This is a genomic window from Streptomyces caelestis, assembly GCF_014205255.1.
GTDB lineage: Bacteria > Actinomycetota > Actinomycetes > Streptomycetales > Streptomycetaceae > Streptomyces > Streptomyces caelestis.
Genome location: NZ_JACHNE010000001.1, coordinates 8,618,523 through 8,632,386 on the forward strand (window position 1 = coordinate 8,618,523; position 13,864 = coordinate 8,632,386).

Consider the following 13,864-nt stretch of genomic DNA (forward strand, 5'->3'; position numbering starts at 1 on the left):
GGTAGGTGTAGCAAGCATCCAGGAAGCGGCGAGTGGACACGAGCGAGAGCACGACGGGCGGGCAGGATCCGCCGCCGAAGGGCGCCCGGCGGCGCGGCCGGCGGCGCTGGGCCATGGACACCCGCCCCCTGCGCCGCCCGGCCTACCGGCGGCTGTGGGGCTCGACCATCGTCACGGCCGTCGGCAGCCAGCTCACCGCCGTCGCCGTGCCCAAGCAGATCTACGACATCACCGGCTCCTCGGCGTGGGTCGGCGGCGCGAGCCTGGCCGGCCTGGTGCCGCTGATCGTGTTCGCCCTGTGGGGCGGGGCGATCGCCGACAGCATGGACCGGCGCAAGCTGCTGCTGATCACCAACAGCGGCATCGCCGTCACCTCGTTGCTGTTCTGGCTCCAGGCCTTCACCGGCCTGGAGTCGGTGGCCGCGCTCATGGTGCTGCTCGCTGTGCAGCAGGCCCTCTGGGGCCTGAACGCGCCGGCCCGCAGCGCCTCCATCGCCCGCCTCGTCCCCGCGGACGAACTGCCCGCCGCGGGTGCCCTCGGCTCGACCGTGATGCAGACCGGCCAGGTGGCGGGCCCGCTGCTCGCCGGTGCTCTCATCCCCGTCGTCGGACTGCCCGAGCTGTACCTCGTCGACGCGCTGGCCCTGTGCGTAACGGTGTGGGCGGTGTACCGGCTGCCGGCGCTGCCGCCCCTGGCCGGCACGGCGGCCCGCCGCGCGGGCGTGACGGAGATCGTCGCCGGCTTCCGCTACATCTCCGGGCACACCGTGCTGCTGCTGTCGTTCCTCGCCGACATCATCGCCATGGTCCTCGGCATGCCCCGGGCCCTGTTCCCGCAGCTCGCCGCACAGACCTACGCGCCGTACGGCGAGGGCCTGGCTCTGGGTCTGCTGTTCGCGGCGATCCCCATCGGTGCCGTGCTCGGCGGACTGTTCTCCGGCACCTTCTCCCGGGCCCGCCGGCACGGCTGGATGGTCATCGGGTCGGTGGTCGTCTGGGGCGTGGCGATCACGGGCTTCGGGCTGAGCGGCAACCTGTGGGTGGGGGTGGCGTTCCTGGCCGTGGCCGGGGTGGCCGACATGGTGTCGATGGTCTTCCGCGGGGCGATCCTGCTGTCCGCCGCGACCGACGAGATGCGCGGCCGCATGCAGGGCGTCTTCACCGTCGTCGTGGCGGGCGGCCCGCGCCTCGCCGACGTGCTGCACGGCACCGCGGGCTCCGCCTTCGGCCCCCGTACCGCCGTCGCGGGCGGCGGGCTGCTGGTCGTCGCCGTGATGCTGACGCTGGCCGCCACCGTACCGGCGCTGCGGCGCTACCGCGTCTGACGTCTCACAGGGCGCCTCGCCGGTGCAGGGTGTACTGCTCCATCAGCTTGCCCCGGGTCATCTCCAGCCGGTGCGCGAGCACCTCGGCGACGTTCCGCACCAGCATCATCCCGAGCTCCGGGTCCTCCTCGCACAGAGCCAGCACGGCCCTCGCGTCGAACTCGTAGGCCCGAACGGGGCTGAAGGCCACCGCGCCGAAGTCCCAGGTGTACGGCGGGAACAGCCAGGACCAGCCGAGCAGGTCGCCGGCGCCGAGGCTGGCCACGGTCACCCGCTGGAGCGAGTTCACCTGCTGGTCCAGGGAGACCGCGCCGGAGCGGATGACCCAGAAGCGGTCGGCCGCGCCGCCCGCCTCGAAGATCCGGGTGTCCTCGGAGAAGGACACCTCCCGGGCGAGCGTCATCAGACGCTGCCGTTGAGGCGGAGGCAGGGCGGTCAGGAGTTTGATCGCTTTGGTCATGCGGAGCTCCTCGCCGGGGCGGTCGTCTTCCGGTTGTTTTCCCTACGCCCATTTCAGCCGCTGGCGGGGCCCCGGGCACCTCGGCGTGCAGAACTTTCCCGGGGCATGAAAAAGCCCTGGCTGGACGGGGGAGACCAGCCAGGGCCGTAAGCGGTGGTGCGGAGGACAGTGAGTCGACTCCGTCACCACGTATGAATGAACCGTAAACCATCCAGGGGGCGTGCGCGTACCCAGTACCGGGTTGCGTGACCCGTTTCACTTCACTCCGCGTCCTCGGCGAGGACCCGGACCGTCCCCAGCTCCGGATCCGTGGGGTCGGGCAGGTGCATGCCCGCGGCCAGTCCGGTCCGCAGGTAGGCCAGCACCGGCTCGGTGAGGCGCTCGCCCGGCAGGACCGCCGGGATGCCGGGGGGATACGGCGTGATCATCTCCGCCGCGACCCGCCCGGCCGCCCGCGCCACCGGCACGTCCTCGGCCGGGCCGAAGAACGCGTCCCGGGGCAGCACCGCCTGTTCCATCCGCAGCTCCGCGGGTGACGGCATCTCCACCCGCGGCGCCCGGGGCAGGCCCCGCGCGGCCCGCGCGAGGTCCCGCAGCGCCTCCAGCAACTGCCCGGTCGTCTCCCGGTCGTCGCCGTGGGTGATCTGCGCGCCGATCCGGCGGTGGTCCACCAGATGCGCGTCGATCTGCCGGTGCTCGCGCAGCCAGTCCGCCGCCTGGAAGCCCGTGATCCCGAGCCCGTCGAGGTCGATGACGCCGGGCAGCGGGTCGAGATCGTCGGACAGGCCCGGGCCGCAGAAATCGTCCCGGCCGTTGACGTGCAGCCCGTCGATCTCCTCGATGGCGGACCGGACCTCGGCCGCGAGCTCCAGCGCGCCGCCCATCAGCTTCTCGCCGTGCAGCGCCATCTGCCGCCGCCAGCCGTCCAGACCCGCGAAGATCAGCACCGACGGGCTCGTCGTGCCCAGCAGGTCCGCGCGCATCCCCAGCAGCGCCGGCGGGACCCGATCGCCCTGGAGATGAAAGACCGAGCCCTGCTCCAGCCCGCTGCCCATCTTGTGGATGCTGGTCACGCAGATGTCCGCGCCCGCGTCCATCGCCCAGGACGGCAGATCGGGATGGAACGGCAGATGCGCACCCCAGGCCTCGTCCACGATCAGCGGCCGCGAACGCCGGTGGCACACCTCGGCGACCGCCCGCAGACCCGCGCAGCCGCCGTACGGCGTGGGGCTCGTGACCAGCGCGCCGCGCGCGTCCGGGTGGGCGTCGAAGGCCCGGTCGAAGTCCTCGGCGGACGGGGGGTGGGCCAGGTGGCGCTCGGCGTCCCAACGCGGTTCGACCCAGACCGGCTCGATACCGGAGATGATCAGCCCCGCCACCACCGACTTGTGGGCGTCACGCCCGATCAGCAGCTTCTCGTGCGGCCCGGCGACCGACAGCATCGCGGCCTTCACCGACAGGGAACTCCCACACGTACTGAAGAACGTGTGCTCGGCGTGCACCGCGTCGGCCATCAGCTCCTGGGCGCGCTGCAGCACGCGCCCCCGGGTGAGCCGGTCGTCCAGACCGCCCGAGGCCAGCACGTCGCCGTGGAAGACCGCGTCACCGAGGACCTCCCGGACCGCCGGGTCGGCGCCCCGGGCCTGCTTGTGCCCGGGCGGCGTGAACGACAGATGTCCCTTGCGGCGGTACGCGTCCAGGGCTTCCAGGACCGGTGCTCGGGTGTGGTCGGCTGTCATGCGCACCGGGTTCCCGGCACGTGCCCTCACATTCCGGGCCCGTCATCGGGCACCGGCCCTCCTGGTCAGCCCTCCGCGGCGTGTTTCCCCGGAGTCACGATCTCGTCCAGCACCTTCAGCACCGCCTCGTAGGACATCCGCCGCACGGTCGCGTCCCGGGCCCCTTGCGGGTCGGTCGCGTCCAGTTCCTCGCTCCTGCTCCGCCATGTCTGCTCCTCGCGCACCGCGCAGTCCCTCGCGCGCTGGATGCGCCGCAGCAGTTCGTCCGAATCCACCACATCGGTCATGAGCACCGCGTACCCCGAAGTCGCTTGGTGATGGCATCGATTCACGGCCGTCCCGGGGCTCCCAGGGGGCATTTCGGGTTCTTTTTCGGGCAGCGGGGCGAACCGAGGTTTGCAGGTGCGGGGAGAGGTCAGCCGAATGAGGAGGAACAGCGGGTTCGTGAGCCCGAGGCGTGCCCGGGCGGGTGGCCACGGTACGCGGTCCGGACCCGGCTCATGTCCTGATCGAAGCAGGGAGCTTAAGGATGTGCGACGAGCACATGATCGAATCGATATTCGAGCCGCCCGGCGCGCACCGGACCCGGCCGTGCAAACCCGCCGAGGCACGCCGGGCCGTGGAGCGCGCGGTGGCCGAGCGCTGCCGCACCACCCACACCGCGTGTGACGCGAACGCCCTGTCCGACGCGCTGCTGGTCGCCTCGGAGCTGACGACCAACGCGATCCTGCACGGCGGCGGAGTCACCGACTTCCGGGTCGACGTCGACGGCCCCGGCGTACGCGTCTCGGTGAGCGACCGCAGCGACGAACTGCCGGTGACCGCGCCACCCACCGATCCGCACGGACGGCTGCGGCACGGCGGCCACGGCTGGCCCATCGTCTGCCGGCTCTCCCGCGACGTCCGCGTGTCGGACCTGCCCGCCGGCGGCAAGTGCATCACCGCCGTCGTGCCCCTTTCCTGAGCGGCAGAGGAGCGATTGCCTCCAGATTGCACAGCAAAGTGGAGTTTGCTCCACCGGGGGCAGGGCAGACGCACATTCGTGCTTCGGACCGGAGGCGCGCCAGCGGGAGCGGTATGTATGACTGCCCCGGAGGCCCTCCAGGCGATCCGGGCAGCGACGCTCCCGCGGCAAGTCCCTGAAACCATCGTTGTTCAGGAGCGAATCCGCATGCTCATCGATACGCCCACCAACCGTCCCGGCACGCCCGAAACGACGACCACCACCACCCGGCGGCGGCACGACGACGCTCCGGACACCGCGGCCCTCTTCGCCCGGCTGGCAGAGCTGGAGGAAGGGCCCGAGCGGGAAGCCGTCCGCGACGAGCTCGTCACGCTGTGGCTGCCCATGGCCCACCGCATCGCCGGCCGCTTCCGCGACCGCGGAGAGTCCATCGAGGACCTCCGCCAGGTGGCCGCCCTGGGGCTCGTCAAGGCCATCGACCGGTTCGACCCGAGCCGGGGAGCCTTCGAGAGCTACGCCGTCCCCACCATCACCGGCGAGGTCAAGCGGCACTTCCGGGACCGCATGTGGGCCCTGCGGGTCCCCCGCCGTGTGCAGGAACTGCGCAACAAGGTGCGGGTGGCACGCCGTGAACTCACCCAGAACCCGGGCAGCCCCGAACCCTCCGTGGCGGCCATCGCCACCCACACCGGCCTGAGCGAGGAAGAGGTCAGTGCCGGTCTCGAGGCGCTGGACAGCTTCAGCACCCTGTCGCTGGACGCCGAGCTCTCGGCGGACGACGACGGCTACAGCCTCGCGGACACCCTCGGAGCGGCCGACTCCTCCTACGACATCGTGGTCGACCGTGAATCCGCCAAGGAAGGCCTGCGCCGCCTGCCGGAACGCGAACGGGCCATCCTCTACATGCGCTTCTTCGAGGACATGACACAAAGCCGCATCGCCGACCACCTGGGCATCTCCCAGATGCACGTCTCCCGCCTCATCAGCCGCAGCTGCGCCCGTGTGCGCGACGAGGTGCTGGGGCAGCGGACGGGCACCCGCGGCAACGGCGGCACTTCCACGACGGCCTGACCCCCCACCCCCGAAAAGCGAGGAAAACATGCTGAGGCCCCATCCCGCTGTGCTGCGCCGCCTCGTCAACGAGTACGAGGCACTGTCGGCCGCCGTGGCAGCGAGCGAACCGGCCGACCTGAACTCACGGACACGTGACCTGGCGTACACGTTGTGCGTGTCCACCGGCACCCGGGACGTCGAGCGCGCCCTGGAGGTCGCTCACCAGTGGCTCGCGACCGCACCCGCACCGGTCCGCGAGACCGCCCCGCCCACGGTCACCGGGCAGCGCATGCCGACCCCGGCGCCCGCGTGATCGGAGCGCGCGCATGACCTGAGGGGAAAGGCGTGGCAACCGCAGGGGCCCGGCCGACGGCGACAGCCGTCGGCCGGGCCCCTGCATGTCACGACACAGGACTGTTTCGGTCCTGAAACCCGCGCAGCAGGGCCCGCCGTGACCGGAATCCCCTGGTCCGGCGGTCGAACCGGGTGTGTGGTGCCCGAGCTGGGGCATCCGGAGTGCCGGGAGGTCGACATGAACACGAGTGCGATGGCACAAGGCGGTCGGATCCGGGCCAGGCGCGCGGCGCGGGGTTCGGTGACCGAGGGGGCGGCACGGGCGGGACTGGCCGCCCGGGGTGTGATCTATCTGCTCGTCGGGGCCCTGGCGCTTCAGATCGCCTTCGGCGACAAGGGCGAGCAGGCCGACCGCGGGGGAGCCCTGGCCGAACTGTCGCAGAAGCCGTTCGGCGCGGTGCTGCTGTGGGCGCTGGGCATCGGTCTCGTCGGCATGGCCCTGTGGCGGCTGTCCGAGATGCTGTTCGGCTCCGTCGGACAGGACGGCCGCAGCGCACGCAAGCGGCTGCTGGCGACGGCCCGCTTCGTGTTCTACGCCTTCGTCGCCTACTCCGTGCTGTCCTTCGCGGCGAACCGCGGCGGGAGTGGCTCCGGATCCAGCGACCGGCAGTCCCAGGACGCCACCGCCAGGGCTCTGGAGATGCCCGCCGGCCAGTGGCTGGTCGGCGCGGCCGGTCTCGCGATCGTCGCGGCCGGCGGGTGGATCGGCGTACGGGCGGTGCTCCGCAAGTACCACGACAAGCTCCGGCTCGGGCAGATGAGCCCCCGGACACGGCGGCTGGTGGACGTCACCGGCGTGGCCGGCGGCGTCGCCCGAGGGCTGGTGTTCGCCATGGCCGGCGTGTTCGCCGTCCGTGCCGCGGTCGACTACGAGCCCGACCGGGCCAAGGGCCTGGACGACACCCTGCGCAGCTTCGCCGACACCCCCCTCGGCCCCTGGCTGCTGGTCTTCGTCGCGGCCGGGCTGGTGCTGTTCGGGGTGTTCTCCTTCGCCATGGCCCGCTGGCGCCGCGTCTGAGCCGCGTCATGCGGGGAACACGAAGCGAATGAGCGATTCCGAGATTCCGCATGGCGACGGCCGGCCCGTGGACATGTACCTGGACCTCCTGCGCATCCGGATGGACACGGAGGACTACCGCCTCCTGATGCGCGTGGTGGAACCGGTCCTCGAGGCGATCGACGAGGAGCGCCTGTCCAGCCTCGACTTCGCACTCGACTCAGGGGCCAACGACGAACTGCCCCAGGAGGTCCGTGACGAGGTGGCCCTCGTCATCGCCACCGCCGTCACCGGCCGCCTGGACAACGAAGTGATAGAGCTCGACGTCGACGAGACCGGCCCGGTCAGGATCGTCACGGACGCGTCCACCGCGTCCGACCCGGTCCGCCTCGGCGAGATCGCCGACTACATCAAGGAACGGCACCGGCAGACCGAGGAACTGCGGGGCATCGCCGAGGTGAGCGGACTGCCCACCGACTTCTGAGCGGCCCCGGGTCCCCTCAGGCCCGGGGCTCCGCCATCGGCACGCCCAGCGGACGCGCGAGACCCACCACGGCCTCGTCCAGCCGCTCCAGATGCCGCAGCACGCGGTCGGTGATCCGCCCGTAGCGCGGTGTGCCGGCGTCGGACCCCAGCAGCGAGGCGATGCTCGGCCCCGTCTCGACGCGTGCGGCGGCATGCTCGTCCGCGACCCGGGCCGCGATGGTCTCGATGTTGCGCACGGTGCGCCCCGCGGCCCCGCGCAGCCGGGGGTCCGCCGCGATCGAGGGATGCGTGGGCAGCAGCTCGGCGGTGGCCGCGAGTGTCCGCGCGTGGTACGCGCAGGTCTCCAGCAGCGCCACCACGTACCGCGCCGTGTGGCGCCGGGCCCGCAGCGGCGTGACCGGATGGGTCAGCGGCTGTGTGGCGGCCCGCAGGTCGGCCAGCGCCTGGTCCAGGTCGCGCGCCCTGTCCAGCAGTTCGTCCGCCGCCCCGCCGCTCAGCTGGCCGACCGCGGCCTCGGTGACCTCGGCCAGCCGGTCCAGGACGGTGCCGAGCAGCTCGTTCGTACGGCGGTCGGTCCGCACCGGCAGCACCAGCGCCGCCGCGATCACCCCGCAGGCCGCACCGAGCGCCGTCTCCTCCACCCGCAGCAGGAGCACGTCGAGGCTGTAGGTGTGCAGCAGCGTGTACAGCAGCCCCAGCATCGCGGTGACGAAGAACGACATCAGCGTGTACGACAGCGGCGCCACGTAGAACATCGCGAAGATCAGCACCAGGACCAGCGCGAACGCCGTCCAGGTGTGCTGCCCGACCAGACCTGCCAGGACGATTCCGGCCACCACGCCGAACACCGTGCCCAGCAGCCGGCGGTAGCCCTTGACGAGGATCTCGCCCGTCGAGGCGGTGTTCAGGAAAACGATCCAGCACGTCAGCACCGCCCAGTACCAGCGCTGCGTGGACAGCAGCTCGCCGCCCACGATCGCCAGCGTCGACCCGACGGCGACCTGCACGGCCGCGCGCGTGGTGGGGCGCCGCAGCCCCGTCTCCTGCTCCTGTGCCGGCTCCTCGCCGCCGTCGATCGCGGCGTCCTCCGCGTCCAGTTCCTCGCGGGAGCGGGCGGTCGCGGGGGTGTCGTCGGACTCGTCCAGCGGGCCGTCCAGCGCGATCCGCAGACCGAGAACCGAGCGGGCCGCCTCACCGATGCCACGGAACACGTCCTGGACGGCGGCGGGCGCGGGCGGCAGGTTCTCCTCGTCCCGATAGCCGAGGAGCCGGTTGCGCACATGGGCCAGGGCGGTCCCCGAGTCGCCGCTCCCGGCCCGCAGCACGAGGGCGCGCAGCGCCTGGACATCACGGCGGAGCGTGGCGGTGGCCTCGTCCGGCACGGCCAGCTGCCCCACCGACGGCGCGGGCGCGCCCGGCAGGTGCAGGGTGAGCGTGTCGGCCCGTTCGGCGCTGCGGGCGGTCAGCAGCAGCAGGCCCAGCCTCTCGGCGGCGATCTCGGCGTCCGCGATACGTCGCTGCACGAGACGGGCCGCCGACTCGTCGGGGGTGCCGTCCTCCAGCTGCGCCTGGATCATCATCGCCGTCTCGTGCAGCCGCGCGGTGCCCTCGCGGACGGCCTCCAGGGCCTTGTCCATCTCGTCCGGGCCGGCGTCGAGAAGGTCGAGCTGCGCGGACACCAGCTGGGCCAGCCGGGCGCGGAAGGCCAGGCGCAGCCGCAGCAGGACGCCCGTGGGCGTCGCGGGCACGACCGCGAAGCGCAGTACGGCACTGGCGCAGAAGGCCAGGGCGATGGCACCGCACAGCGGGGGCAGTGAGGAGATCTCGGCGCCGACGAACAGGGACAGGAAGTAGACCTGGAAGCCGATCAGCCCGAGCGCGGTGCCACGGTCGCCGAACCGGCGGCCGTAGACCGCGCAGAAGATCAGGACGACGAAGAAGACGTCACCGACGTACAGACGCGCGTTGAGCACCGCGCCCAGCGTCACGGAGACCAGCGCCACCGGAAGGCCCAGCGCCAGCGTCACGGCCTGCGCGCCGAGCTGCTTCTCCCTGATGGCGAAGGTGGCGACCATCGCCGCCATGGCCCCCGCCACCAGCAGGTGCACATCGGCCCCGAGCAGGGCGAGCACGGCCAGCGTGAGGGCGATGGCGCCGACCGTCCGCAGCCCGGCCGTCAGGCGCAGCAGCCCCGGGTCGGACGCCGCGATCCGGTCCCGCAGTCGTGCCCGCACCGACCGTCCCGCTGCCCTCACGCCGCCGCACTCTCTCCCGACTCACACCAAGATCCGCACCTCAGCATGACATGCCACGAGCGGAAGGCCCCCTCCGGCCCGGTCCTACTCCTGCCGGGCGGTTCCCTCGACGTGTGCCCGCACCTGTTCCGGGGTCAGGTAGGCGTCGGTGTACTCGAAGTCCTTCAGCCTGGCGGGCTTACGGGCCTGGAACCCGGTCCGCACGAAGTCGTCACCGGCGACCGCGTTGAGGAGCCAGTTCGTCATCACCCGGGTCTTGGCGACGTTGGTGCGCAGCGCCGACCAGTGGTAGCCGCGTGCGACGGCCTGGGCGGGCAGGCCGCGCAGCTCGATGCCCAGCGGCTTGGAGACCGCGTCGGTGCCGCCGAGGTCGACGACGAGCCCCAGGTCCTTGTGGACGTACGGCCGCAACGGCCCGCCCCGCAGCGACGCGATGACGTTGTCGGCGACGTGCCGGCCCTGCCGGAGGGCGTGCTGCGCCGTGGGCGGGCACATGGCCCCGTCCCCCTTGGCCAGGTCGGGCACGGCGGCCGAGTCGCCGAGCGCGAACACCCCGTCGTTGCCCGGCAGGTTCATCTCGGGGGCGACCGCGAGCCGCCCCTTGACGGTCTCCGCGCCCAGCGTGGCGATGAGGGGACTGGCGACGACCCCGGCCGTCCAGATGAGCGTGCGGGTCGGGATCACCCGCCCGTCGGTGAACGTGACCTCCTCCGGGCCCGCCTTCGCGATGGAGACGCCGAGGGAGATGTCGATGCCCCGCCGGCGCAGGATCTCCTGCGCGCTGCTGCCGAGCTTCTCGCCGAGCTCCGGCATCAGCTTCGGCGCGATGTCGATCAGGTGCCACTTGATCAGGCCCGGGTCCAGCCGCGGGTAGCGCTTGACGGCCGCGTGCGTCAGCCGCTGCAGGCACGCCGCGGTCTCGGTGCCCGCGTAGCCGCCGCCGACCACCACGAACTGGAGCCGCGAGGCCCGCTCGTCCGGGTCCTGGCTCGCGTCGGCCAGGTCCAGCTGCGAGATGACGTGGTCACGGATGTACGCCGCCTCGGCGAGCGTCTTCATCCCGAACGCGTGGTCCGTCAGCCCCGGGATGTCGAAGGTGCGGGTGATGCTGCCGGGTGCCAGCACGATGTAGTCGTACGGCTCGTTGACGATCTGGTCGGTGATCGTGCGGATGACGCAGACCTTGGACTTCAGATCGACTCCGATGGCCCCGCCCGGAATGATCCGCGTGCGGTACTTCTTGCTGCGGCGCAGCGAGACGGCGATCGACTGCGGCGTCAGCACGCCGGAGGCGACCTGGGGGAGCAGCGGCAGGTAGAGCTGGTAGGCGAACGGCGTCACCAGCGTGACGTCGGCCTCGTCCGGGGAGAGTTTCCGTTCCAGACGGCGGACGCACTCCACGCCGGCGAAGCCTGCGCCAACCACCAGGATCCTGGGTCGTGTCACGGTGTTCATCCCTTTCTGCGGCTCCAGGCGGTCTGCCTCGAACGCCTATCGACTGCCCCTGGATCGCTGGTTCGCACCCCATTGATCCCACCGCGTCTCCGACCGGCACGCCAGTCGGACGCGGCAGGCAGACGAACGCGTCGATCACCACCATGCCCGCCCCGTGGCCGAAAAGCACCAGGCGGGAGTGAAGAACGCGTGCACACACGGCCACGCGGCCTGCCGTCAGGACTCGGCGTCCCCTTGGATGTGACACAGCAGCAGACACACGTCGTCGTCGCGCTCCGAGTCACTCAGCAGCGGATGCAGGATCCGGTCCGCCGAGCCCTCCAGGTCCGCGTCCAGCTCCGCCGAACGGAACCCGCCGAGCGCCGAGGCCAGCCGCTCGATGCCCGGGTCTATGCCCTGCGCGCGCCGTTCGACCAGCCCGTCCGTGTAGAGCGCGAGTGTCGAGCCGGGCGACAGACGGACCGTGTGGTCGCCGATCTCCTGGGTCAGGGGGATGCCCAGCATGGCGCCCGGTTTGGCGTCGAGCGTGCGCACGGTGCCGTCGGGCAGCCGCAGCACCGGCGGCGGATGGCCCGCGGCGGCCCAGGTCAGCGTGGGCTCGTCCGGGTGGAGCCGGGCGATGACGGCGGTGGCGTACAGGTCCGGCTGGAGATGGTGCAGGAACCGGTGCAGCCGGGTCAGCAGCCGGCCCGGGCTGTCGCCGTCGACGGCGTACGCCCGCAGCGCCGTGCGCAGCTGGCTCATCATGACGGCCGCGTGCAGACCGTGTCCCGTCACGTCGCCGACGACGGTGATGAGACCGCCGTCCCGCTGGGGGAACGCGTCGTACCAGTCACCGCCGATGTTCAGCCCGTGTGTGGCGGGCAGATAGCGGGCCGCCAGGCTGAGGCCCGGCGTGGCCGGCAGATCCGTGAGCAGGGCGCGTTGCAGCGTCTCGGCGATGTCGCGGTTGTGCTCGAAGCGCCGGGCGTTGTCGATCGCGATGCTGGCCCGCCGGGTGAGCTCGAGCAGCATCACCGCGTCGTCCGGGTCCCAGCGCGCACCGGGCGGCGACAGGGTCAGGACCCCCAGCGGCGCCCGCCGCGTCGGCAGCGGAACGCACAGCAGCGGCCGCGTGGGATCCAACGCGGACGGCGGGTGGTCGTCGACGCCGGGCAGGCCGCCGGGATGGTCGGCCGCGTACTGCGGCCGCCCGGTACGGGCCGCGACCACGGCGGCGGCCGGATGCGGCGCCGCCCGGTGCTTGTCGTCCTCGTTCTCGAACAGCCAGACGTCGACGCTGCGGGCGTACTCCGGCACCAGCAGGTCCGGCAGCCGGCGCACGATCTCCTCGTGGTTGAGCGAGGCCGTCAGCACGGCGCTCGCGTCCGCGAGGAACGTCAGTCTGCGGCGGGCGCTCTCCGCCTCGTTGCGGGCGCTGCGCTCGGCGGCGAAGGCCTCGCGCTGGGCCCGGCCGGCCGCGTCCAGCTCGGCGTGCAGCGCCAGGACGCCCTGGTTCGTCTGGTGCAGCTCCTCGCGGTGGAAGGCGACCAGATCCTCCTGTTCGGTGAGCTTGTCCAGCACCACGGCCGTGTCCTCGTCGGCGCCGAGCAGCGCCTCCGCGAGAGCGGCGGGATCGTCCTCGACGGCGCCGCCTTCCGTGACCCGGGCCTCCTCGGGGCAGGGAACCGTGACCTCCCACGGCGGCTCCCCGGCTGCGGCGGACACGTCCGGTGACGGCGTCACCACGGCGTGCAGCAGCCCCTCCTCGGCCGGGGACCCGGCCATGTCCAGGGTGAGCAGCCAGGTGCCGCCCTTGGTGAGGCACTGCCGCAGGTGGGCGCTGAGGGCGGCGGCCAGCCTCGTCCGTTCGACGGTGGGCACACCGTACGCGGCGGCCAGGCGCGCGAGGGCGATGCGGGCGCGTGCCGCGTCGGTGACGGTGGTGATCTGCCAAGTGCGCATCATGGGCGTTCCGGCGGGGTCGGGGTCAGCACGGCCACGGCGGTGTCGTCCCGCACCGGACGGGCGGGACTGCTCGCGTCACGTATCGTCACGGCGGCCGTCACGGCCGGGTCGGCCGCGGGCAGACCGGCGTCGGACGGCGGCGTCCAGCGGCTGGGCAGGCCGTCGGTGTGCAGGACCAGCAGCCGGTCGGCCGCCCAGTCGGCCTCCTCCTCGCGGAGGGTGGCGGGCCGGTGCACGCCGACGATGCCGGGCCGCGACAGCAGCGGACGCCAGGTGCCGTCCGCGCGCAGCCGCGCGCCCACGTTCCCGATGCCGGCGAACCGCAGCCGCCCGGCCCGCACGTCGAGCTGGGCCAGGGCGACGGCAGCGCCCCGGGTGCCCTTCAGCGCGTCGTGGAGCCGCCGCAAGGACTCGGCGGGCGTGAGATGAGCCCAGCGGTGCAGCGCCGTGACCGCGGCGGACGAGGCCCGGGCCGCCTCCGGGCCGTGCCCCAGACCGTCCGCCAGCATCAGCGTCAGCAGGTCCCCGGAACGCACCCACGCCCAGGCGTCACCCGAGTACTCGGCTCCGGCGTAGGGGATGTTGACGCCTCCGGCCCGCACGCCGACGACGGGCACGGACCGGTCACCCGACGGGCCGGGCCGCCCTTCGGGCCCCGGTGCGCCGGGCCCCCGCACCTCGCCGCCCGGACCACCGGAGACCGGCTGGGAAGCGGGCTCGTGCCCGAGGACACCACTGTCCCAGGGCACACCGCCGGCCTGCCCGGCGAAGCCCGGTGCGCCGCCGCCGGGCACCGCCGCGTGCCCCGTCAGGGCGCCGCACGCCGCGG

The 13,864-nt window shown here is 72.7% G+C and carries 12 protein-coding genes and 1 pseudogene; 6 read left to right on the plus strand and 7 right to left on the minus strand.

Annotation, left to right across the window (positions count from 1 at the left end; translation table 11 throughout):
• Positions 1-32 precede the first annotated feature (32 nt).
• Complete coding sequence (locus HDA41_RS39015) at positions 33-1,325, plus strand: MFS transporter (RefSeq protein WP_184992583.1); 1,293 nt, start codon at positions 33-35, stop codon at positions 1,323-1,325.
• A 4-nt stretch (positions 1,326-1,329) separates the two neighbouring features.
• On the opposite strand, the gene HDA41_RS39020 is transcribed toward HDA41_RS39015, so the two are convergent.
• The 3 genes from HDA41_RS39020 to HDA41_RS39030 form a co-directional block, all read right to left on the minus strand.
• Entirely contained in the window at positions 1,330-1,785 is a 456-nt protein-coding gene (locus tag HDA41_RS39020; RefSeq protein ID WP_184992585.1) for a cyclic nucleotide-binding domain-containing protein, read from the minus strand.
• 260 nt (positions 1,786-2,045) lie between these two features.
• Positions 2,046-3,524, minus strand: a complete 1,479-nt coding sequence (locus HDA41_RS42490; RefSeq protein WP_184992587.1) for an aminotransferase class I/II-fold pyridoxal phosphate-dependent enzyme — start codon at positions 3,522-3,524, stop codon at positions 2,046-2,048.
• A gap of 65 nt (positions 3,525-3,589) precedes the next feature.
• Positions 3,590-3,811 carry a hypothetical protein gene (locus tag HDA41_RS39030; protein WP_184992589.1) on the minus strand — a complete coding sequence of 74 codons (222 nt, stop codon included), beginning with the start codon at positions 3,809-3,811 and terminating at the stop codon, positions 3,590-3,592.
• A gap of 242 nt (positions 3,812-4,053) precedes the next feature.
• Here HDA41_RS39030 and HDA41_RS39035 point away from each other — a divergent pair, with 242 nt between their 5' ends.
• The 5 genes from HDA41_RS39035 to HDA41_RS39055 all read left to right on the plus strand — a co-directional run bounded on the left by HDA41_RS39035 (position 4,054) and on the right by HDA41_RS39055 (position 7,376).
• Positions 4,054-4,488, plus strand: coding sequence for an ATP-binding protein (locus HDA41_RS39035; RefSeq protein ID WP_184992591.1), 435 nt, complete (start codon positions 4,054-4,056; stop codon positions 4,486-4,488).
• A gap of 207 nt (positions 4,489-4,695) precedes the next feature.
• Positions 4,696-5,559 carry a SigB/SigF/SigG family RNA polymerase sigma factor gene (locus HDA41_RS39040; protein ID WP_184992593.1) on the plus strand — a complete coding sequence of 288 codons (864 nt, stop codon included), beginning with the start codon at positions 4,696-4,698 and terminating at the stop codon, positions 5,557-5,559.
• 28 nt (positions 5,560-5,587) lie between these two features.
• Positions 5,588-5,854 (plus strand): DUF5133 domain-containing protein, encoded by a 267-nt coding sequence (locus HDA41_RS39045; protein WP_184992595.1) that lies wholly within the window; start codon positions 5,588-5,590, stop codon positions 5,852-5,854.
• A gap of 219 nt (positions 5,855-6,073) precedes the next feature.
• A complete protein-coding gene (locus HDA41_RS39050; protein ID WP_184992597.1) occupies positions 6,074-6,913 on the plus strand; it encodes a DUF1206 domain-containing protein in 840 nt (279 codons plus the stop codon).
• A gap of 28 nt (positions 6,914-6,941) precedes the next feature.
• Positions 6,942-7,376 (plus strand): hypothetical protein, encoded by a 435-nt coding sequence (locus tag HDA41_RS39055; RefSeq protein ID WP_086602370.1) that lies wholly within the window; start codon positions 6,942-6,944, stop codon positions 7,374-7,376.
• A 16-nt stretch (positions 7,377-7,392) separates the two neighbouring features.
• Here the strand turns inward: HDA41_RS39055 and HDA41_RS39060 are convergent, their stop codons facing one another.
• The 4 genes and pseudogenes from HDA41_RS39060 to HDA41_RS42060 form a co-directional block, all read right to left on the minus strand.
• Entirely contained in the window at positions 7,393-9,633 is a 2,241-nt protein-coding gene (locus HDA41_RS39060; RefSeq protein WP_184992599.1) for an FUSC family protein, read from the minus strand.
• Between the two features lie 84 nt (positions 9,634-9,717).
• On the minus strand, positions 9,718-11,088 hold the full coding sequence (locus HDA41_RS39065) for an NAD(P)/FAD-dependent oxidoreductase (protein WP_184992601.1): 1,371 nt from the start codon (positions 11,086-11,088) through the stop codon (positions 9,718-9,720).
• 216 nt (positions 11,089-11,304) lie between these two features.
• Positions 11,305-13,035 carry a PP2C family protein-serine/threonine phosphatase gene (locus HDA41_RS39070; RefSeq protein ID WP_184992603.1) on the minus strand — a complete coding sequence of 577 codons (1,731 nt, stop codon included), beginning with the start codon at positions 13,033-13,035 and terminating at the stop codon, positions 11,305-11,307.
• Positions 13,032-13,727 (minus strand): annotated as a pseudogene (locus HDA41_RS42060) (SpoIIE family protein phosphatase); the annotation flags it as partial. The pseudogene HDA41_RS42060 and the gene HDA41_RS39070, both read right to left, overlap by 4 nt.
• Between the last annotated feature and the right edge of the window lie 137 nt (positions 13,728-13,864).

What these genes read in the sequence shown, in the direction of transcription:
- HDA41_RS39020 (WP_184992585.1), bottom strand. Translation starts at nt 1,785, where the DNA reads ATGACCAAAGCGATCAAACTCCTGACCGCCCTGCCTCCGCCTCAACGG.
- HDA41_RS42490 (WP_184992587.1), bottom strand. Translation starts at nt 3,524, where the DNA reads ATGACAGCCGACCACACCCGAGCACCGGTCCTGGAAGCCCTGGACGCG.
- HDA41_RS39030 (WP_184992589.1), bottom strand. Translation starts at nt 3,811, where the DNA reads ATGACCGATGTGGTGGATTCGGACGAACTGCTGCGGCGCATCCAGCGC.
- HDA41_RS39035 (WP_184992591.1), top strand. Translation starts at nt 4,054, where the DNA reads ATGTGCGACGAGCACATGATCGAATCGATATTCGAGCCGCCCGGCGCG.
- HDA41_RS39040 (WP_184992593.1), top strand. Translation starts at nt 4,696, where the DNA reads ATGCTCATCGATACGCCCACCAACCGTCCCGGCACGCCCGAAACGACG.
- HDA41_RS39045 (WP_184992595.1), top strand. Translation starts at nt 5,588, where the DNA reads ATGCTGAGGCCCCATCCCGCTGTGCTGCGCCGCCTCGTCAACGAGTAC.
- HDA41_RS39050 (WP_184992597.1), top strand. Translation starts at nt 6,074, where the DNA reads ATGAACACGAGTGCGATGGCACAAGGCGGTCGGATCCGGGCCAGGCGC.
- HDA41_RS39055 (WP_086602370.1), top strand. Translation starts at nt 6,942, where the DNA reads ATGAGCGATTCCGAGATTCCGCATGGCGACGGCCGGCCCGTGGACATG.
- HDA41_RS39065 (WP_184992601.1), bottom strand. Translation starts at nt 11,088, where the DNA reads ATGAACACCGTGACACGACCCAGGATCCTGGTGGTTGGCGCAGGCTTC.
- HDA41_RS39070 (WP_184992603.1), bottom strand. Translation starts at nt 13,035, where the DNA reads ATGATGCGCACTTGGCAGATCACCACCGTCACCGACGCGGCACGCGCC.